The organism is Micromonospora sp. DT68 (assembly GCF_049847245.1).
Taxonomy (GTDB): Bacteria; Actinomycetota; Actinomycetes; order Mycobacteriales; family Micromonosporaceae; genus Micromonospora; species Micromonospora profundi.
Map to the genome: position 1 here is coordinate 171,182 of NZ_JBNCNZ010000005.1, position 17,988 is coordinate 189,169.

Sequence of the window (17,988 nt, forward strand, 5' to 3'; positions counted from 1 at the left end):
CGTCAGGACCGCCCGTCCAGGTGCTCGGCGAGCCGGGCCAGCGCGAGGTCGGCGAGGGCGTCGACGTCGACCGCGCCGCCGGCCGCTACCACCTCGATCTCCACCGGGAAGTGGTACGCGATGACAGCGCGATCGTCCTCGGCGACCTGCTCGGCCTCGGCCTCGCTACCGGCCGCCGGCAACACCAGCTCACCCGCGTGCACCAGGGCCAGCCCGGTACGGGTGACCCGGGCGGCACGGCCAGCACCGGTCGCCATCTGCTACCTCCGGTTGATCGTGGGCGGGCTGTCGTCGACTGTCGGTCGGTCACGCGTCAGGGCAGCACGGACTGGTCGCCGGTCTTCGGGTCGACGGTGGCGGCCAGGCTGAAGCCGCTGAACGTCGCCGCCGGTGCGCCGGAGATCGTGGCGGTGGTCGGCGTCGCACTGGTGATCAGGCAGTCCTGCAACACGAAGGATGAGAACGCCCAGTCGTCGCCGGTGTGCTCCAGCAGCGCGATGTCGAACAGGTCGCCGTCGAGGGCCAGTTTGGTGAGCCGACCGGCGACGTCCCCGATCGCCTTGACGGTCATCGTGAAGTTCATCGACACCGGCGCGTGGATGACGCCCAGGTGGGTCACCTCGCACGAGTGCAACGCCTCGACGTTGAGCGAGAACGACGGGCTGAACGAGTCGATCGGGCTGATCAGCACCGTCTCGGTGCCCTTTGTGTACTGCACCGCGAGGCGGGTCTTCCACTCCATGGTCTGGTTCCTCCGGGTCAGAACTTGGCCACGAGCGTGACCAGCAGGCGGCTCACGGCCGGGCCGTACGTGACGGTGACGACCAGGTCGACAGTGCGGTCGGCCCGGGCGGCGGTGACGATCGAGGTGTCGGTGGCGGTACGGGCGACCTCCGGGATGCTGAGGATGTCCAGCACCGGAATCTCAATGCGGTAGTCGTCGATCACCGCCTGCCGCTTGAGGGGTCCGAGGATGCCGTCGACCTGGGTCTTCAGCAGCGTCATCCCCGGCTTGGTGATCCGCGCGTCGCCCACCAGGCCGATCAGGCCCGCGCGGAGCATGAACTCGATCTGGTCGAGGGTGCGGACCAGGTCGACGTGCAGCAGGCTCGCGTCGGTGGTGAACAGCCGCCCGTCGGCGAAGTGCAGGCTCTCCCCGCTGATCAGGGTCGGATCGATGATGGGCGTGAGGTTCGCCTCGGACAGGCCCTTGATCTCGGCTGGGCTGTACTGCTTGGCCACCGGGATGGCCACGCCACGGATCTTCTTCAGCACGATGCTGTGGTGCACCGGCAGCCCGGCCACTGCCGCCATCGCGGCGGTGGCCGCGTCCCCGTCCGCGCCCCGGGCCGCGATCATCACCATCCGGCTGGTGCTGCTCTTGAGCGGGTTCGCGGCCGTGGTGATGTCGGCGACGTAGGTGGGCACCTTCTCGGTCGCCGGGTTGACCATGGCGAAACCGATCCGCCGCTGGCCGGCCGCGGACATCGTCTCCACGTGCGCCTTGAGGGCGTGCAGGCCGGTGGGCGCCCCTGCACCGGCCGGGTTGCCGACACTCGTCTCGTTGGCCAGCGACACCATCGTCACGTCGTCGGCGGCCTCCAGCGCGCCGAGGGCTGCGGCGTAGTCGTCGCCGGACACCTTGACCCCGTACACCTTGGCCGGGCGCGGATCCTGGAGGAACGCCAACTCCAGCGAGTTGTAGAGGGCGTTGCGGACGACGTTGCCGGCCTGCCGGCGGGCGAAGTTGGTGACCGCGTCGTCGAGGGTCTCGATCCGGACCGGCGTGTTCGCCGGCGCCGAGCCACCGTCGGCGGTGGACGGCGCCTTGCCGACCACGGCGATGACACCCGGTGAGCGCTGGGCCAGTGGCGCCGGTGGCGGCACGATCCGGACCTCGATGAACGGGAATGCTGCTGTCGGTGCCACGGGTCCTCCCGGACGGAGTTGCTGCTGTGGTCGGTAGGCGGCCTCGGCCGCTGTGGTCGATGGGCGGCTCCTGGCCGCCGTGGTCGGTGCGCGGCTTCCGGGCCGCCGTGGTCGGTGCGCGGGCGTCTCAGGTCGTCACGGCGGCGAGCCCGATGCCGCTGCGGGCCAGCCACTGGCCGGCGCGGGCGAACCGGGCGGCGCGCTTCTGCGCGTCGGTGCCGGTGTCGCCGCCGGGCCAGCCGTCGTCGTCGAACGTCTCGATGGGCACCACCCAGACGGCGACCACCCGGTGCCGGCGTCGGACGTCATCCGGTGCCGGCACGTCCAGCCCCAACTCCTCGGCGCGGGCCCGCACGAGCCGGGTTTCGACGAGCAGGTCGGCAAGGGAGAAACCCCTGTCGCGGATCAGTACGGCGGCGGCGAACGGCAGGTGCCGCGGGGTGGGCGGAGCGGCCGGCGGGGCCGCGTACCGCAGCTTCACCGTGGCACCGGCGACCTGCCCGCGCATCCGTGTCACCAGGTCGCCGGCCGTCGCGGCCCCCACACCGGCGAGCAGTCGGTCGAGGTGCGCGTCGGTGAACGCGGCCGGCTGGTGCAGGCCGTCCCGCAGCCGGGCCACCAGCCGGGTACGACGCTCGGTCTCCAGCACCGCCGGGTCGGTTGGCAGCGCGCCCAGGTCGGCGACGATCTGCGGGTCGACGTCGAAGGCGGGCACCGCCACGTCGAGGTCCTCGACCCGGTCCCGGGCCACACTGGTACGTACCACCAGGCTGCCCCGCCACAGCGCGTCGATGCGCAGCGCCGACCCGCCGAGGCCGTGCAGCCGGACCCGCAGCTCGGTACGCGCGGTGCCGCCGGAGCCCAGCCACTCCCCCTCGGCCAGGGTCACCGGAGCGGCGGCGAAACCGAGCGTCAACTCGTCGAACACCGCCGAGTACGGAGGCGCGACAGGCATCGCCTCCGTGTCGTACCCGGCCTCGACCAGGTGGGCAAGCGACTCGTCGTCGAAGACGGCGGCGCGGGTGCCCGGATCGGCCAACCGCACAAGCACCCCGTCGACGAAGTCCACCGCACCGTTCTCCCCACTGCCCGTGCCAGGGCGCACCGCCCGGCTGGGCACGACAATCGCGAAGCGGCCGTCACCCGACCGTCACCGCCACCGTCACCGCACACGCGGGCGGCCCCGAGTGTCGGGAACTGAGCATCCGCACAGCGACTGCCGGCTCGCCCCGGCCACCGGCCACCGGCCACCGGCCACCGCAGCGCCGCACGTCAGCAGCGCAGCACCGGTCGACACGTCGCACAAGAACGCAGCACCGGTCGTCGCACCGCACTACCAACGCAGTGCCGGTCGTCGCACCGCACTACCAACGCAGTGCCGGTCGTCGTAGCGCACTACCAAACGCGACGCCGGTCACCGCGGCGTGCCGAACCACGCGACGTGCCGAACCGACCGACACGGCGTGCCCAACCACGCGGCGTGCCAACGGACCGACGCGGCGTGCTGGTCAACGCGCTGGGGCCGAGGTCGCTGTTGAGCTTGATACCACACAGTCATCTTGATGCCCCAGAGTCATCAAGCTCACCGGAGCATGTGCACCTAGCACCCTCACGCTCCGTGGGGCGACGCACGCCCCCCGTCCGAACCCGGGAGGACCGCTGGTCGCGGAATCCCCGGTGGCGCACGCCAGGCGGCGATGACGCGAATCTGGTCAGCCGATCGGCATCGGGCGACATCGCAGTGGGTCGACATGGCAGTGGGTCGACATGGCAGTGGGTCGAGGCGACACTGCGGTCATCGGTGCGACAACCTGCACGTAGCCGCGGGGCGCGTGCGCGGGACCTCTCCGTTCGCGGCGGCACGGGATCCTGGGTCGACTCGTGGTCCGCGCTGACAGCGGCAGCGTTCAGGAGGGCGAGGCGTGGCGCAGGAAGACGCGTAGCGGGTGCGCGGCGGTGGCGGCCAGGTTGCCCAGCACGGAGAGCAGGAGGGCGTACTGACCGGCGGGCTCGTCGGCGAGCAGTTGGCCGGCGTCATCGACGATCAGTGTGAGCGGGCCGGCGTCCAGCCGGTCCCGCAGCACGTCGGCGAGGGCGTCCCAGGTGCTTCCCAGGTGCGCCGGCAGGGCCAGCGCCGCGGCCAGGGCGGCGAAGAGCGCCGGTCGGGTCCGGCTCGCCGCGCCGGCCAGCACCGAAGCTCCGGGCACGGTCGGCGTCCCCGTCCGGCACACGGTCAGCCACTCGGGCGGGCCACCGTTCTGGTCGACCATCGCGTACCCCCTGATCTGGCTCGACCACCGGTGCCGGCCGGTGGGCGGCCGGCACCGGCGTTGGTCAGAGCCGGTAGAAGTCGGTGTAGTGGTTCGGCGAGAACCAGGTGACGCCGGTGCTGCGGTTCACGACGATCCGGTACGCGTCGCGGGCGGCGCCCTGGGTGCGCGGGTAGACGTCGTACTCGTGGTAGGTGGCGTTCTTGGGCAGTTGACCCTCGTAGTTGTAGAACTGGCCGCCGGCGAAGTTCGATTTGCCGCCGCTCCAGGAATACCAGCCGCGACTGGTCGGGAAACCCTTGGCCGACCAGCCCGAACGGGCGGCGCGGGCATCCGCGCAGCGGCTCATGGTGCAGGAGCTGTAGACCGCTGCCGAGGCGGAGTCGACCATCCGGGGGGCCACCACGGACGGGCCGACAAGCGCGGCGGCGACCATGGCGAGGAGAAGGGCGAGGGTGGTGGTACGCCGGCGGATCGCGCCGAGCGTGGCCGGCGGGGACACGAGGGTGGACACAGGCTGCCTCCAGACCATCCGATGCATCGATCCGCGTCACTGTCGGATCGGAATCAGTCTCACCGCTGACAGCTCGCGGCGATACCCCTTCGTGCCTCAACGCCTCCACAATGCTCGGTGAACTCCGGGCGTGGCTACGGGCATATCGGTCACGGGTTGTTAGCGTGAAATGCGGATCCGTGACCATAAGGGGTGCCATGACGGACGCTCCCGACGGGAGGCCGCGGCCTGCGGACCAGTGGCGGCAGCGCGGCATCCGTGGGCTGACCATCACGCGGAACGTGAGCGTCGGCGCGTGGCGCTGGTGGGCGCGGAGCTGGGACCGGCTGGTCGCCGCGCTCCAGGACGAGGCACCCGTCGGTGCCGGAGCCGGACCGTCGCCGTCCGGCCCGCTCGTCGAACAGCGCGACGCGCCCCGGCTGATTCCGGTTCCCGCGCGCGGCTACGTGTACTCGTTCTACATCCGCGCCACGTTCGCCTGGTCTTCGCCGGCGAGTCTGCGGGCCGAGGTGCTGAGTTGGTACGTGCAGTATTTCCAGCCCAACGCCGTCCAGCGGTTGACCCGGCTCGCCTCCGACGCCGCCCGAGACCTACCACCGCACCGGGCAGCGGACCTGGAGGTGGCGTTGCAGCGGGCGCTCGCCGAAGATCCGGAGTGGTCCTACCGGCGTGGCGACGTCCTCATCACCTGCCGACCCGACGCCGCAGTACGCCTCGACGAGCGGATCATGCCGGCACTCCAACCGCACGTCGACCGGATGGTGAAGCTGGAGTACCAGTTCGACGAGCAGCTCCGCAAAGCGACGTACGCCGAGGAGTTGAGTCGCAGGTGGGTGACGATCCTGAGCGAGAACCCCGACAGGGACACCGACGACGAGATGGCCGAGGCCCGCCAGAGCATGCTCGCCGCGCAAGAGGAGGCCGCCCGCTGGATCAACGAACTCGTTTACCGACGAGACACCAAGGGCTGATCAGCCGGACACCCATCGTTGAGGGGTAACGTCAGTGGCGATGACGAAGCCAACGACCAGCAGGACTGCGACGTCCAGGGACGGCACCTCGATCGCCTACGAGCAGACCGGCAGCGGGCCCGCCCTCATTCTTGTGGACGCCGCCGGGCACTACCGCGGGCTCAGCTCGTTCGGCGGGCTGATCGACCTGCTCGCTACCAACTTCACCGTCTACCACTACGACCGCCGCGGCCGGGGAGACAGCACAGACACCCAGCCGTACGCCGTCGAGCGCGAGGTCGACGACCTCGCCGCGCTCATCGACGACGCCGGCGGCGAGGCATTCCTCTATGGTTTCTCGTCTGGCGGCCTGGTCGCCCTGCACGCCGCCGCGAGCGGACTCGCGATTCCCAAGCTGGCGCTTCTCGAGCCGCCGATCGAGGCCACCGAGGACAGATCGGCGCAGGCAGCCTTCACCGCCGCACTCGCTGGACTGATAGCGGCAGAGCAGCGTGCGGCTGCGGTGGAGCACTTCCTGACCGGCGTCGGCGTGCCCGACGAGGTCATCGCCGGGATGCGCGGGAGTCAGTCCTGGTCCGCGATGGAGGCGGTCGCGCACACCCTCGTCTACGACTGCATGGTCAGCGAGGCCACGTCGCTCCAACTCCTGGCGTCGGTGAGCGTGCCGACTCTCGTCCTGGGCAGCGAAGCGAGCGGCGACGACCTCACCGGCATGACCGCCACCATCGCGAAGGCGATGCCCAACAGTTTTCACCGAAGCCTGCCCGGTGAATGGCACGGGGTCCCCGACGACGTCCTCGCGCCGGCGTTGACCGAGTTCTTCGAACGCTGAGCATCCTCCGACCCTGCCGCGAAGCGCTACACAGCATCGTTGATCCGGGCCACTCGTCGGCCTGGCTCTAGCCGCCGAAGCTCAACGCCCGCCGTAGGTCTTCGTCGAGGCTGTCGTTGTACTGCGGGTCGGGTTCTGCCCCGGCGGCGCTGAGGACGGTGCTGAAGAAGCATCTGGCACCAACGGCGAGGATCACGCGGAAGATCTCCGTGTCATCGAGGCCGTGATCGCGTAGGACAGCGATGTCTGCCGCGCCGACGGAGTTCGCATCGGTCGCGACCTTCCCGGCGAACGTGACGACTGCGACCTCCTGCGCGGAGAGGTCGGCGCTGCCGTGCTCCGTCGCGATGGCGGCGACAGTCGATGCGTCGAAGAGCTTGTCCCGCATGAGCTTCCCGTGCGCCAGTCCGCAGTAGGAGGACTTCAGGGCCCGTGCCGCGGCGAGGGTCGCCAACTCGTAGCGGCGCAGCTCCATCTCGGCCTTCACCGCACCGTTGAGCTGCTGCCAGGCCAGGTACACGGCCGGGCTGTGGGCGAACAACCTCGTGTAGTTGGGCAGGTAGCCCATCGCCCTCGTGTCGGCATCGAAGATCCGCTCGGTGTCCGGCGACTGCTCGGCCTGTTGCAGGTGGCTCATTCCTGCCCCTCCCTACGCTCGACCGCGAACGGTACGCCCCTGCGGCCCCGGACGCTGTCGGGAAAGTGGCGGACGCGGTGTCCGACAGACGTGGTCGCCAGACGCCGTTCAGCTGAGCAAAGACAAGGGTGACCGCACCCCGGGCCTCCTGCGATTGTCGATGGGCACGCCCGGCCAGGCCGCCGGTCGTGCGGTTGGAGGGAACGATGGAGCACCCACTCCGTCTGCTTGACACCGCCGAGAAGCTCCGAACCGACATGGTCGACAGACTGGACGCGCTCGTCTCGTGCGAGTCGCCGCCAGGCTCGTTGCCCCAACTGGGATCCTGCGCCGACCTGCTCGCCCGCTGGGGCGAGGAGGTGCTCGGCCGACCCGCCCGCCGGGTCGTCGTCGATGGCCTGCCGCACCTGCTGTGGCCGGCCGCCGACCAGCGTGTGCTGCTCCTGGGTCATTTCGACACGGTCTTTCCGGCCGGCACGGTCCGGTCGAGGCCGTTCACCGTACGCGGGGACGTCGCGACGGGACCTGGTGTGTGTGACATGAAGGCCGGGATCGTGCAGATGTTCACGGCGCTGCACCTGCTTGAGGACACCTCGGCTGTCGGTGTGCTGCTCACCTGTGACGAGGAGAGCGGCTCCGTCACATCGAGACCGTTGATCGAGCGTGAGGCTCGGCGCTCGGGTGCCGTCCTCGTCTGCGAGGCGGCCACCCCGGAGGGGCACGTGAAGGTGGCTCGCAAGGGCGGGTCGGTGTACCGGCTCACCGTCTCGGGTCGCGCCGCGCACGCCGGCGTCGAGCCGCAGCGCGGGGTCAACGCAACTGTCGAGGTCGCCCATCAGGTTCTCACGTTGAGGTCGCTCGGCGCGGCGGACAGCGGCGGCACCTCGGTCACGCCGACGCTGCTGTCGGCGGGCACGACGACCAACACGGTGCCCGAGCGTGCCAGCCTGGCCGTCGACGTGCGAGCCTGGACCGCTGACGAACTCGAGCGCGTCGATCATGCGATCCGTGGGTTGGTGCCGTTCCTGCCCGAGGCGACGCTTGCGGTGCAGGGCGGGATCAACAGGTACCCCATGTCGCCCGAGCTCGCGCGGCCGCTTCTGGAGCTGGCTCAGTCGATCGCGGGTCAGCTCGGCATTCCGCGGCTGGTTGGCGCGTCCGCCGCCGGCGCGTCCGACGGCAACTTCACCGCCGCGCTGGGCGTGCCGACACTGGACGGCCTGGGCGCGGTGGGAGGCGGTGCGCACGCCGCCGACGAGTACGTCTGCCTCGACCGGATGCCCGAGCGGACGGCGCTCCTGGCCGGGCTCGTCGACGCGCTGTCCACGATGGAGCGCTTCGGATCGCAACCCATCGATGACATCCAGTAACCTCCTCAACGCCGGCGAACGTCCGGCAGCGAGGGGTCGGCGTCGGTATGACTACGCAACAGCGCTCTGCATCGTCGGTTCCCCTGCTCGGCGTCGAGGAGGAGTTCCTCGTCGTCGACGCCGCGCGGGGTGCGGTAGTGCCGGAGGCGGCGACTGTGGTCGACAGGGCGCGCCCGGCGCTCGGTGCCCGGGTCGGTGGTGAGATCACCAAGTTCCAGGTGGAGACCCGCACCGACCCGTGCCGCAGCGTGGACGATCTCCGCGCGCAGTTGGTCGAGGGTCGCGCCGCCGTCCAGGCGGCGGCCCGGTCGGCGGGTCTGCGGGTGATCGCCAGCGGCTCACCGGTGCTCGGGTGTGCCGTACCGCCGCCCATCACCGAGGGGCCCCGCCAGGACCGGGGCACCGCAACCTTCCGTGGGCTGCACGACGAGCTGGCAATCTGCGCCGTCCACGTCCACGTGGAGGAGCCCGACCGGGACCGCGCCGTGCTGATCGGCAACCATCTGCGCCAGCACCTGCCGGTGTTCGTCGCCCTCACCGCCAACTCGCCCTACTGGGCCGAGCGCGACACCGGGTACGCGAGTTGGCGCACCGTCACGTGGGGGCGCTGGCCGGTGGCCGGTCCGCCGCCGTTCCTGCGGTCGGCGCGGCAGTACGACGACCACGTGGCGATGCTCCTGGATGCGGGCGCCCTTGTCGACCACGGCACGATCTTCTGGGACCTCCGCCTGTCGATCAACCACCCGACCCTCGAGGTACGGGTGGCCGACGTACCCCTGACCGCCGTGGAGTCGGCGGCGCTGGCGGCCCTGGTGCGGGCTCTGGCGGTCGTCGCCGGGGAGGCCGTCGACGCCGGTGACGAGGGGCCGCAGCCGACCGCTGAGCTGATGCGGCTCGCGTACTGGCGGGCGGCCCGCGACGGGATGGGCGGGCACGGCGTCGACGTGATCACGGGCCGGCTGCTGCCCGCGGCGGCTCTCGCCAAGCGGCTTGTGGCGCTGGCCCGGCCGGCGCTTGACGCCGCGGGCGACCGGGATCCTGTGGAGTCCTGGCTGGGGTGGCTCGCCGCGAACGGCGACGGGGCCACCCGGCAGCGGGCCGCCGCGGCGCGACGTGGGCGTCTGACCGATGTGGTCGACGAGATCACCGCCCGGACGGCGTCCGACCGGCCCAGATACGAAGAAAGCACAACGGCGTAACGACAAGCCGCCCGACCCCGGAAATGCTTGAGGAACCGGATGTCGCGGCAGGCGTTCCCTCCCGTGGAGACCGGTGCACCGGATCAGGGAGGTCCCAGGTGAATGACGCAGATCTTCTGTCCACTGTCGCCATCCAGCACGACCGGAGGCCCCCGGCGGACATGGTGCGCGACGCCGAGGCGTTCGCCGAACGGATGGCGTTACGCCGTTCCGTGCGTGACTTCGCCGGCGACCCGATTCCCGACGGGGTGATCGAGGCCGCCATCCGGGCCGCGTCGACAGCGCCCAGTGGTGCGAACGTGCAGCCGTGGCGGTTCGTGGTGCTTACCGACCCGGCACGCAAACGCCGGCTGCGCGAGGCGGCGGAGGCCGAGGAACGCGCCTTCTACGACCGCCGCGCCTCGGCGGAGTGGCTGGGTGCGATCGCCAGGCTCGGCACCGACTGGCGGAAGCCGTTCCTGGAGACCGCACCCGCCGTCATCGTCGTCTTCGAGGTGCACCAGGGGCCGAACAGCCCGAAGCCCTACTACGTCAAGGAGTCCGTGGGCATCGCCGTCGGCCTGCTGATCACCGCGCTGCACCACGCCGGCCTGGTCACCCTGACCCACACGCCCAGTCCGATGCGGTTCCTCAACGAGGTGTGCGAGCGCCCACCGGAGGAGCGCCCGTACGTGGTGATGCCCGTCGGGTATCCCGCCCCGGACGCCCAGGTGCCCGACCTCACCCGCAAACCCCTCGACGAGGTCATGATCCGCTGGTGAGGTCAGTGGTCAGGAATTCGACAAGGGGGTCGACGTGGCGGTCCGGGCGTCGCCACTCGGCCAGCAGGTCCTCAAGCAGGTGCTGCTCGGCGACCAGTTCCGCGCCGCGGTAACGGCGGATCACCGGGTGGATGAAGGCGCTCTCCCTCGCCCGGTCGGGGGTCGGGTGCCTGTCGATGGCGAAGACGTCGCCGTAGTCGTCGCGGCCCCACCGCAGCGCGAGCGTGTACCACTGCGTGGCGGCCCCGAAGCGCTCCACCGCGTAGTCCTCCGGCAGGTCCTCGTAGTGGTGGAAGTCGCCTGTGGCGTCGTCGCGGACGAGGACGTCGCAGAGGTATTCGAACTGGGTCCACAACGCCGAGGACCAGTTGACCCGGTCGAGCATGAGTTTGGTGAGCGACGCGGGGTCGGCCGGTGTCGTCGCGTACGGCAGCGGCACGCCGTCGTAGCGCTCCCGCAGCATCCGCGTGAACGTGCGCAGGTTGTACCGGAAGCCGTCGATGAAGGGCGACGAGGCGTGTTTGACGTCCCGGTCCTGGGCGATGGTGCCGGCGAAGTACAGGTCGTCGACGTTGCTCGACTGCCAGTCGGGGCGCAGGCCGGGCATGCGGCCGTCGCGCACCATGTCGGGGCGGACCGTCTCGTCGAACATGGCGGTGTTCATCCGGAAGCCCGTGCACCGCAGCACCGTGTGGTAGTCGAGGACGGCGGTCTCCCCCTGGGCGTGGGTGTACGTGATGGACACCTGGTACCGCCCGTCGACGGGACGGATCTCGTCGATCGTGCAGTCCAGCACCGAGTGCAGCGTCTTGAACTGGTAGCTGTCCAGGATCGCGCCGTACTGGCCTCGGACGTCGCCGGGGTGTTTGGTGTTCCATGCCAGTCGCAACGGTTGCCGGCTGGCCAGGTGCACCATCGACGCCCGCCCGAGGATCGCCGACGCCGTCTCGAACGCGGAATTGCCCTTGCCGATGATCAGGACCCGTTGACCGTCGTACGCCGTGGGGTCGACGACCATGTCCTCGTACCCGATGGCGTGTTCGATGCCCTTGATCGCGGGCACGAACGGCTGGCCCCAGCCGGTGGCCACGACCAGGCAGCGAGCCCGCACCTCACCCTGGTCGGTGCGCACCGTGAAGCCGTCGTCGGTACGGGTGATCCGCTCGACAGTCGTGCCGTAGCGGACGTTGAGCTTGTGGACACGTTGGAACTCGGCGAGGTAGCGCACCAGGTCGTCGGCCGCCGGCAGGTACTCCTCGCTGAACTTCGGGAACAACAGGTCCGGGTCGTCGTTGAGCAGTGAGTTCCAGTCCCAGCGGAGGCGGATCTCGGGATCGGTGCTGTCGGTGTGCACCTTGTTGAGCGAGATGAGCCGGCGGTGGCGCGGAAACCGCCTGAAGAACCCGCCCGGCGCGTCGCCGCTTTCGAACGTCAGGTAGTCGGCGCCCTGCTGCTGGAGGTAGTAGCTCAGTTGGAGGCCGGCAGGCCCGGCCCCGACGATGACGTACCTGTGTTCGCTGCTGACCATCCTGCGACCCTTCGACGGAGAAAACGGGTCCATCGACCATGGGATGCAAAGCGTTACGTGTCAATACCACTGCGTGGAGATCGGTGGGCCGCGGCAACGCCGGTCAGCTCGGGACGTCCCGCCGGCGGAAGCCGGCCATGCCCGCCGTGAGCAGCAACGCGGCCACCGCTGTCAGCACCACGAGCGGCAGCGCCACCGGGTCGACAGCGGGCACGGAAGGCACATGGGTGTACGGCGACACGTCGAGCGCCGCCTGCGGCAACTCCAGGACCGCGCCGAGCTGACCGAGCAGCAGGAAGACCAGCAGCACCGCCCAGGACAGCGCCACCGACCGGCGGGGCAGCAGACCGAACAGCGCTGTCACCACCCCGGCGACCACCAGGAGGGCGGGCAGCCGCAGCAGCGCGGCGCCAGCCAGCTCGACGGCCGAGCCGAGCGGATCGCCGGTGACCAGGCCGTAGCCGAGGCCTGTGGTCAGGCCGGCGAGCAGCAGCAACGCGACAGCGCCGAGCACTGCGGCGAGCACCTGGGTGCCGAGCCAGCGGGTACGACCGACGGCGGTGGCCAGGGCGGCCTCCAGTGTCCCGTCGGTCTCGTCGCCGCGTACCCGCAGCAGGGCCTGCACGACGTACGCGCCGATGGTCAGCGCGAACAGCCCCAGCATCGCGGCCAGGTACGCGTCGAGGAGGTTGTCGCCGCCGCCCATCGCGTTTATCGCCTCGGCGGCGGCCGGGTTCGCGTCGATCATCGCGTTGAACTCGTCGGCGGCGACGCCCATCGACAGGCCGAGGACCGCCACTCCGACCGCCCAGCCCAGCAGGGTCCCGCGTTGCGTACGCCAGGCCAGACCGGCGGGGCTGAGCAGCCCGGCCGCGCCGGTGGCCGGGCCGCGCCGGGGTGCGACGAGGCCGGCGCCCAGGTCACGTCGCTCCGCGAGGGCGTACGCGAGCGCCACCCCGGCGACCAGCAGCAGAACGGGCAGGGCGAGCACCCACCAGCGCTCGTCGCCGAAGGCGCGCACCTGGTTGCCCCAACCGAGCGGGGAGAGCCAGGACGGCCAGGCGCTGCGTACCCGGGTGCCGTCGGCGCTCTGCTCGCCGAGGACGTCACCGGCGGCGCGCAGCACGAAGGAGAGCCCGACGACTGCGGCGGCGAGCGCGTTGGCGCCTCGGGCGGTCACCGAGAGCTGCGCGGTGACAGCGGCGACGGCAGTGAAGGCGACGCCGACGCCACCGATCGCGCCGGCCGCGGCCACCGAACCGGCAAGTGGCAGGCCGGCGCCGGCCAGCGCGAGCAGGAGCAGCGCAGCGGCCAGCACGTTCGCCGTGACGACGACCGCCAGCGCGGCGGTGAGCGGCGCGTACCTGCCGACGACTGACGCGCCGAGCAGCTCGGCCCGGCCGGTCTCCTCGTCCTGGCGCGTGTGCCGGACCACGGCGAAGGTGCTCAGCAGCGCGACGATCAGGGCCAGCGTCACGTACGTCTCGGCGACCACCACGGCGCCGAGGTCGGTGCCGGCGATCGGCCCGTTGAAGGCGCGGGCGACGAGGCTGGACGCCGATGTGGTGGCGTAGCCCTGGCGGGCTGCCTCGTCGGGGTAGATGTCGGCGACGCTGCCGGCGAGCGCGTAGCCGAGCAGCGGCGTGCCGAGGACCCAGATGGCGAGGCGGATCCGGTCGCGGCGCAACACCAGCCGGGCCAGCCGGGGCGTACCGGTGAGGGCGCTCACCGCGCACCGGCCCCTGGGGCGTCGGCGGCGGGGACGTCGGCGGCGTGGCCGTTAGCGGCGGGGTCGTCGCCGTAGTGACGCAGGAAGAGTTGTTCCAGTGTGGGCGGTGTGCTTGTCAGCGCCCGGACACCGAAGTGGACGAGCCGGCCGAGCAGCTCGTCCAGGTGCGCCGGCTCGACCTCCAGGTGGGTACGACCGTCGACCTCGTGCACGTCGTGCACGCCGGGCAGCTCGGCCAGGCCGGCCGCCGGGCGGGCCGTCTCGACAGTCACTGCCGTACGGGTGAGGTGGCGCAGCTCGGTGAGGGTGCCGGACTCGACGGTCCGCCCCTCGCGGATAATGCTGACCCGGTCGCAGAGGGCCTCGACCTCGGCGAGCACGTGGCTGGAGAGCAGCACTGTCGCGCCGGCCCGCTTGATCCGCCGGACCTCGTCCTGGAACACCGCCTCCATGAGGGGGTCGAGGCCGGAGGTCGGCTCGTCGAGCACGTACAGCTCCACGTTCGACGCGAACGCGGCGACGATGGCGACCTTCTGCCGGTTGCCCTTGGAGTAGGTGCGGCACCTGCGGGTGGGGTCCAGGTCGAAGCGCTGCAGCAGCTCGTCGCGGCGGTGCTTGTCGAGGCCGCCGCGCAGCTCACCGAGCAGGTCGATCGCCTCTCCCCCGGTGAGGTTGGGCCAGAGGTTGACGTCGCCGGGCACGTACGCCAGCCTGCGGTGCAGGCGGACGGCATCGCGCCACGGGTCGGCGTCGAGCACCAGCGCCTCGCCGGAGTCGCGACGCAGCAGGCCGAGCAGGATCCGGATGGCTGTCGACTTGCCGGCGCCGTTGGGGCCGAGGAAGCCGTGCACCTCCCCCCGCTCGACCTGAAGGTCGAGCCCGTCGAGTGCCCGGATGGCACCGAACGTCTTGACCAGGTTGCCGATCGAGATGACGGGCATCGCCCCTCCTGCCGTTGGCTGCGTCGATCACCCTCACTGTACTGACCGACGGTCAGACGAATCAACGGTGACCACGGACACGAACGAGCGCGACCGCCACTCGGTGTCGGCGAGCGACCCGGAGGCGCTCATCTAGGCTGGCGCAATGACCGCCGATCCCGCGGACGACACCCGTACCCGGATCCTGCGTGCCGCGCTCGACCTCTTCGCCGAACACGGCTACCAGCGCACCTCCCTGCGCCAGATCGGCGAACGGCTGCGGCTGACAAAGGCCGCCGTCCTATACCACTTCCCGGCCAAGGAGCACCTGCTCGGCGCCCTTGTCGAACCGTTGGTGGCCGATCTGGAGGCACTGCTCGACTCCGCGCAGGGGCAGCCGACCGAGCAGGCACGGTGGACGGTGCTGGAGGGCTGGGTCGACATCATGCTCGCCCACCGCCGGCCGCTCGGCATGCTCTTCCACGACATCGCGCTCGTCGGCCGGGGCGACACGTACCACCGACTCATGACGATCGCGATGCGTGCCAACGACGTCATCGCGGGGCCGGACGGCGGTCGCCGGGACCGGGTCCGGGCGGTCCAGGCGGTGGCCACGTGCAGCGATCCGGTCGTCTTCTTCACCGACGTGCCCGACGAGGTGCTGCGGGCCGACATGCTCGACGGCGTACGCCGACTGCTGACCCCGGACGCCGCACCCCCACCTCGACGGGACCTGGCCACGGCGGGCGCTGCCGTGGGGTCGCCGGCCCCGCAGTCGGGCGCTGGTCGGCGCCGGCCGGGGCGGCCCCCGGCGCTGGCCCAGGAGCAGGTCGAGGCGGCGCGGCGGATGCACGCGGCGGGCACCCACTCGGTGGACGCGATCGCCGCGACGCTGGGGGTCTCGCGGGCCACCGTCTACCGGCACCTGACCGACAATAATGAGACGGTTTAGCGACGGTTTCGAGATCGTTGTGAGCAGAGGTCAGGCCGCAAGCGTGGCGTAGCGGCCGTTGCGGTGCAGCAGGCTGTCGTGGTCGCCGGACTCGACGATCCGACCGTGGTCGAGCACCGCGATCTGGTCGGCGTCGCGGACTGTGGAGAGCCGGTGCGCGATGGTGATCGTGGTGCGGCCCTCGGCGAGCACGTCGAAGGCCCGCTGCACGGCCCGCTCGGTCTCGGTGTCCAGCGCGCTGGTGGCCTCGTCGAGGACCAGGATGCGTGGGTCGCGCAGCAGCGTACGGGCGATGGCCAACCGCTGCTTCTCGCCGCCGGAGAACCGGTGCCCGCGCGAGCCGACCATTGTGTCGTACCCGTCGGGAAGGTCGGCGATCAGGTCGTGGATCTGGGCGGCGCGGGCCGCGTCCTCGATCTCGGCGTCGGTGGCGTCCGGCCGGGCGTAGCGCAGGTTCTCCCGGACCGTGGTGTGCAGCAGGTACGTCTCCTGGCTTACCACGCCGACGATGGCGGCCAGGTCGGCAAGACGCATGTCGCGCAGATCGACGCCGTCGATGGTGATCCGGCCGGCGGTGGGGTCGTGCAGGCGGCTGATCAGCCCGGCGAGCGTGCTCTTGCCGGAGCCGGTCTCGCCGACGAGGGCGAGGCTGGTGCCGGCGGGCACGTCGAGGGTGATCCCGGCGAGGGCTGCGGTGTCGCTGCCGGGGTAGCCGAAGGTGACGTCGTCCAGGCGCAGGTGTCCGCGTACCCGGTCGGGGTCGACAGCGACCGGCTCGGTGGGGTCGGCCACGTCGACGGGGAGGTCCAGGTATTCGAAGATGCGGGCGAACAGCGCCAGCGAGGCGGTCAGCGACACGCCCACGTTGAGCAGCCCCATCAGTGGCCGGAACAGGCCGCCCTGCAGCGCGGTGAAGGCGACCAGGGTGCCGATGCTCAGGGTGCCGGCGGTGCCGGGCAGGCCGGCGGCGAGGTAGATGACAGCAGGTACGGCGGCGAAGATGATGCTCATCGAAGCCATCCGCCAGCGACCGGCAAGCTCGCTGCGCAGCTCAAGGTCGACGAGTCGGGCCGAGGAGGCGGTGAACCGGTCGATGAGCGCCGGGCCGGTGCCGAGGGTCTTGGCGAGCTGCACGCCGCTGATCGAGAGCCCTTCCTCGACAGTGACGTTGAGGTCGGCCAGTTCACGCTGCCGCTGGGCGGTGATCTCGCGGCGCATGCGGGCGACGCGGCGGGTCAGCCAGATGGCCGGCGGCAGCACGACGAGGGAGACGAGGGAGAGCTGCCAGGAGAGCGCGATCATGGCGACGGCGGTGGCCACCACTGTGGTGAGGTTGGAGGCGACGGCGGTGGCGGTCGAGGTGACCACCGACTGCATGCCGCCGATGTCGTTTGTGATGCGGGACTGCACCTCGCCGGTGCGGGTGCGGGTGAAGAAGCCCAGCGACTGGCGCTGGAGGTGGCTGAAGACGTCGGTGCGCAGCCGGTGCATGACCCGCTGCCCGACCTGGGTGGAGATCCAGGTCTGCACGACGCCGAGGACGGCGGTCACAGCGGCGACGGCGACCATGCCGAGGACCAGCCAGACGAGCAGGGTCAGGTCGCCCTGCGGAAGGGCCCTGTCGATCACGGCGCGCAGGAGGAACGGGGTGGCCATCGCGATGATCGAGGAGAGCACGATGATCGCGGTGACGATGGCAAGCGCGGGCCGGTGTGGGGTGAACAGGCGGCCGATGCGGCGCAGGGACACCTGACGGGCCTGCGACTTCTCCTCGGCGCTGACGGTGCGGTGGCCGCGGTCGCGGCCCATGGGGGTGGGTTCCAAGGGGGTATCACCTCTCGGTCGGGATATGCTGAGGTTACCTCAACATGAGGGAACAACAGCATTGCCTGCTACGGTATTCCGGTGATCGCGGACACCGCCGACAGCGGCGAGGACGAGAGCCTCGCGGAGGCGTTCTGGGGCGTCGCGTCCCGTCTGCGCCGGCAGACCCGTGAAGCACTGGCGCCCTGGGACATCACCCCCAGCCAGTCCCGGGCGCTGGGTGTGCTCGCCCGGCAGGGCGAGGTACGCCCCGGCACCCTCGCCGAGCACCTGCGCATCGCTCCCCGCTCGGCGACCGAGGTCATCGACGACCTACAGGCCAGAGGACTCGTCGAACGCCGCCGTGACCCTGCCGACCGGAGGGCGACGCTCGTCGTCCTCACCGCGGAGGGCGAGCGGGTCAGCACCGCCATCCGGGCCGCCCGCCGCGCCGAGGCGGACCGCTTCTTCGGCCACCTCGACGACGCCGACCGCGCCGAACTGGCCCGCATCCTGCGCACCCTGCGCGCCTGATGCAAGGAAGGGCACCTTGTTAACGCCTGGTGTATAGGA

18 protein-coding genes are annotated in these 17,988 nt (G+C 71.0%); 7 read left to right on the top strand and 11 right to left on the bottom strand.

Annotation, left to right across the window (positions count from 1 at the left end):
• Positions 1–2: 2 nt before the first annotated feature.
• The 6 genes from ACPXB1_RS11520 to ACPXB1_RS11545 form a co-directional block, all read right to left on the bottom strand.
• Entirely contained in the window at positions 3–257 is a 255-nt protein-coding gene (locus ACPXB1_RS11520; protein WP_355589135.1) for a hypothetical protein, read from the bottom strand.
• Between the two features lie 56 nt (positions 258–313).
• A complete protein-coding gene (locus ACPXB1_RS11525; protein WP_334549664.1) occupies positions 314–742 on the bottom strand; it encodes a hypothetical protein in 429 nt (142 codons plus the stop codon).
• Between the two features lie 17 nt (positions 743–759).
• The gene (locus ACPXB1_RS11530; protein ID WP_425735188.1) at positions 760–1,929 is read right to left on the bottom strand and encodes a hypothetical protein; all 1,170 of its coding nucleotides are present in this window, start codon (positions 1,927–1,929) and stop codon (positions 760–762) included.
• Between the two features lie 127 nt (positions 1,930–2,056).
• The gene (locus ACPXB1_RS11535; RefSeq protein WP_425735189.1) at positions 2,057–2,998 is read right to left on the bottom strand and encodes a hypothetical protein; all 942 of its coding nucleotides are present in this window, start codon (positions 2,996–2,998) and stop codon (positions 2,057–2,059) included.
• 838 nt (positions 2,999–3,836) lie between these two features.
• The gene (locus ACPXB1_RS11540) at positions 3,837–4,199 is read right to left on the bottom strand and encodes a barstar family protein (protein ID WP_425735190.1); all 363 of its coding nucleotides are present in this window, start codon (positions 4,197–4,199) and stop codon (positions 3,837–3,839) included.
• 64 nt (positions 4,200–4,263) lie between these two features.
• Positions 4,264–4,713, bottom strand: a complete 450-nt coding sequence (locus tag ACPXB1_RS11545) for a ribonuclease domain-containing protein (RefSeq protein ID WP_355589127.1) — start codon at positions 4,711–4,713, stop codon at positions 4,264–4,266.
• Positions 4,714–4,910: 197 nt separating this feature from the next.
• On the opposite strand from ACPXB1_RS11545, the gene ACPXB1_RS11550 reads away from it, so the two are divergent.
• Positions 4,911–5,684: a hypothetical protein gene (locus ACPXB1_RS11550; protein WP_425735191.1), complete on the top strand. Its 774-nt coding sequence runs from the start codon at positions 4,911–4,913 to the stop codon at positions 5,682–5,684.
• A 40-nt stretch (positions 5,685–5,724) separates the two neighbouring features.
• Positions 5,725–6,516, top strand: coding sequence for an alpha/beta fold hydrolase (locus ACPXB1_RS11555; protein ID WP_425735192.1), 792 nt, complete (start codon positions 5,725–5,727; stop codon positions 6,514–6,516).
• Between the two features lie 67 nt (positions 6,517–6,583).
• Here ACPXB1_RS11555 and ACPXB1_RS11560 read toward each other — a convergent pair whose 3' ends face one another.
• Positions 6,584–7,153, bottom strand: coding sequence for a peroxidase (locus ACPXB1_RS11560; RefSeq protein ID WP_355589114.1), 570 nt, complete (start codon positions 7,151–7,153; stop codon positions 6,584–6,586).
• 206 nt (positions 7,154–7,359) lie between these two features.
• On the opposite strand from ACPXB1_RS11560, the gene ACPXB1_RS11565 reads away from it, so the two are divergent.
• The 3 genes from ACPXB1_RS11565 to ACPXB1_RS11575 all read left to right on the top strand — a co-directional run bounded on the left by ACPXB1_RS11565 (position 7,360) and on the right by ACPXB1_RS11575 (position 10,483).
• Entirely contained in the window at positions 7,360–8,523 is a 1,164-nt protein-coding gene (locus ACPXB1_RS11565; protein ID WP_425735193.1) for a M20 family metallopeptidase, read from the top strand.
• Positions 8,524–8,570: 47 nt separating this feature from the next.
• A complete protein-coding gene (locus tag ACPXB1_RS11570) occupies positions 8,571–9,722 on the top strand; it encodes a carboxylate-amine ligase (RefSeq protein ID WP_355589110.1) in 1,152 nt (383 codons plus the stop codon).
• 161 nt (positions 9,723–9,883) lie between these two features.
• Positions 9,884–10,483 (top strand): nitroreductase family protein, encoded by a 600-nt coding sequence (locus ACPXB1_RS11575; protein WP_157552942.1) that lies wholly within the window; start codon positions 9,884–9,886, stop codon positions 10,481–10,483.
• Here ACPXB1_RS11575 and ACPXB1_RS11580 read toward each other — a convergent pair.
• From ACPXB1_RS11580 to ACPXB1_RS11590, 3 genes are all read right to left on the bottom strand, one after another.
• On the bottom strand, positions 10,467–12,011 hold the full coding sequence (locus tag ACPXB1_RS11580) for an NAD(P)-binding domain-containing protein (RefSeq protein WP_425735195.1): 1,545 nt from the start codon (positions 12,009–12,011) through the stop codon (positions 10,467–10,469). The two genes, ACPXB1_RS11575 and ACPXB1_RS11580, sit on opposite strands and share 17 nt — an antisense overlap.
• Positions 12,012–12,114: 103 nt before the next feature.
• A complete protein-coding gene (locus tag ACPXB1_RS11585; protein WP_425735196.1) occupies positions 12,115–13,740 on the bottom strand; it encodes an ABC transporter permease in 1,626 nt (541 codons plus the stop codon).
• Positions 13,737–14,681, bottom strand: coding sequence for an ATP-binding cassette domain-containing protein (locus ACPXB1_RS11590; protein WP_425735197.1), 945 nt, complete (start codon positions 14,679–14,681; stop codon positions 13,737–13,739). Before ACPXB1_RS11590 ends, ACPXB1_RS11585 begins: the two co-directional genes overlap by 4 nt.
• A 145-nt stretch (positions 14,682–14,826) precedes the next feature.
• Between ACPXB1_RS11590 and ACPXB1_RS11595 the strand changes: the two genes are divergently transcribed.
• On the top strand, positions 14,827–15,612 hold the full coding sequence (locus tag ACPXB1_RS11595) for a TetR family transcriptional regulator (RefSeq protein WP_425735198.1): 786 nt from the start codon (positions 14,827–14,829) through the stop codon (positions 15,610–15,612).
• Positions 15,613–15,642: 30 nt separating this feature from the next.
• Here the strand turns inward: ACPXB1_RS11595 and ACPXB1_RS11600 are convergent, their stop codons facing one another.
• Positions 15,643–17,421, bottom strand: a complete 1,779-nt coding sequence (locus tag ACPXB1_RS11600; RefSeq protein ID WP_355631629.1) for an ABC transporter ATP-binding protein — start codon at positions 17,419–17,421, stop codon at positions 15,643–15,645.
• A gap of 96 nt (positions 17,422–17,517) precedes the next feature.
• Here ACPXB1_RS11600 and ACPXB1_RS11605 point away from each other — a divergent pair, with 96 nt between their 5' ends.
• Positions 17,518–17,949, top strand: coding sequence for a MarR family winged helix-turn-helix transcriptional regulator (locus tag ACPXB1_RS11605; protein ID WP_355631623.1), 432 nt, complete (start codon positions 17,518–17,520; stop codon positions 17,947–17,949).
• Positions 17,950–17,988: the final 39 nt, after the last annotated feature.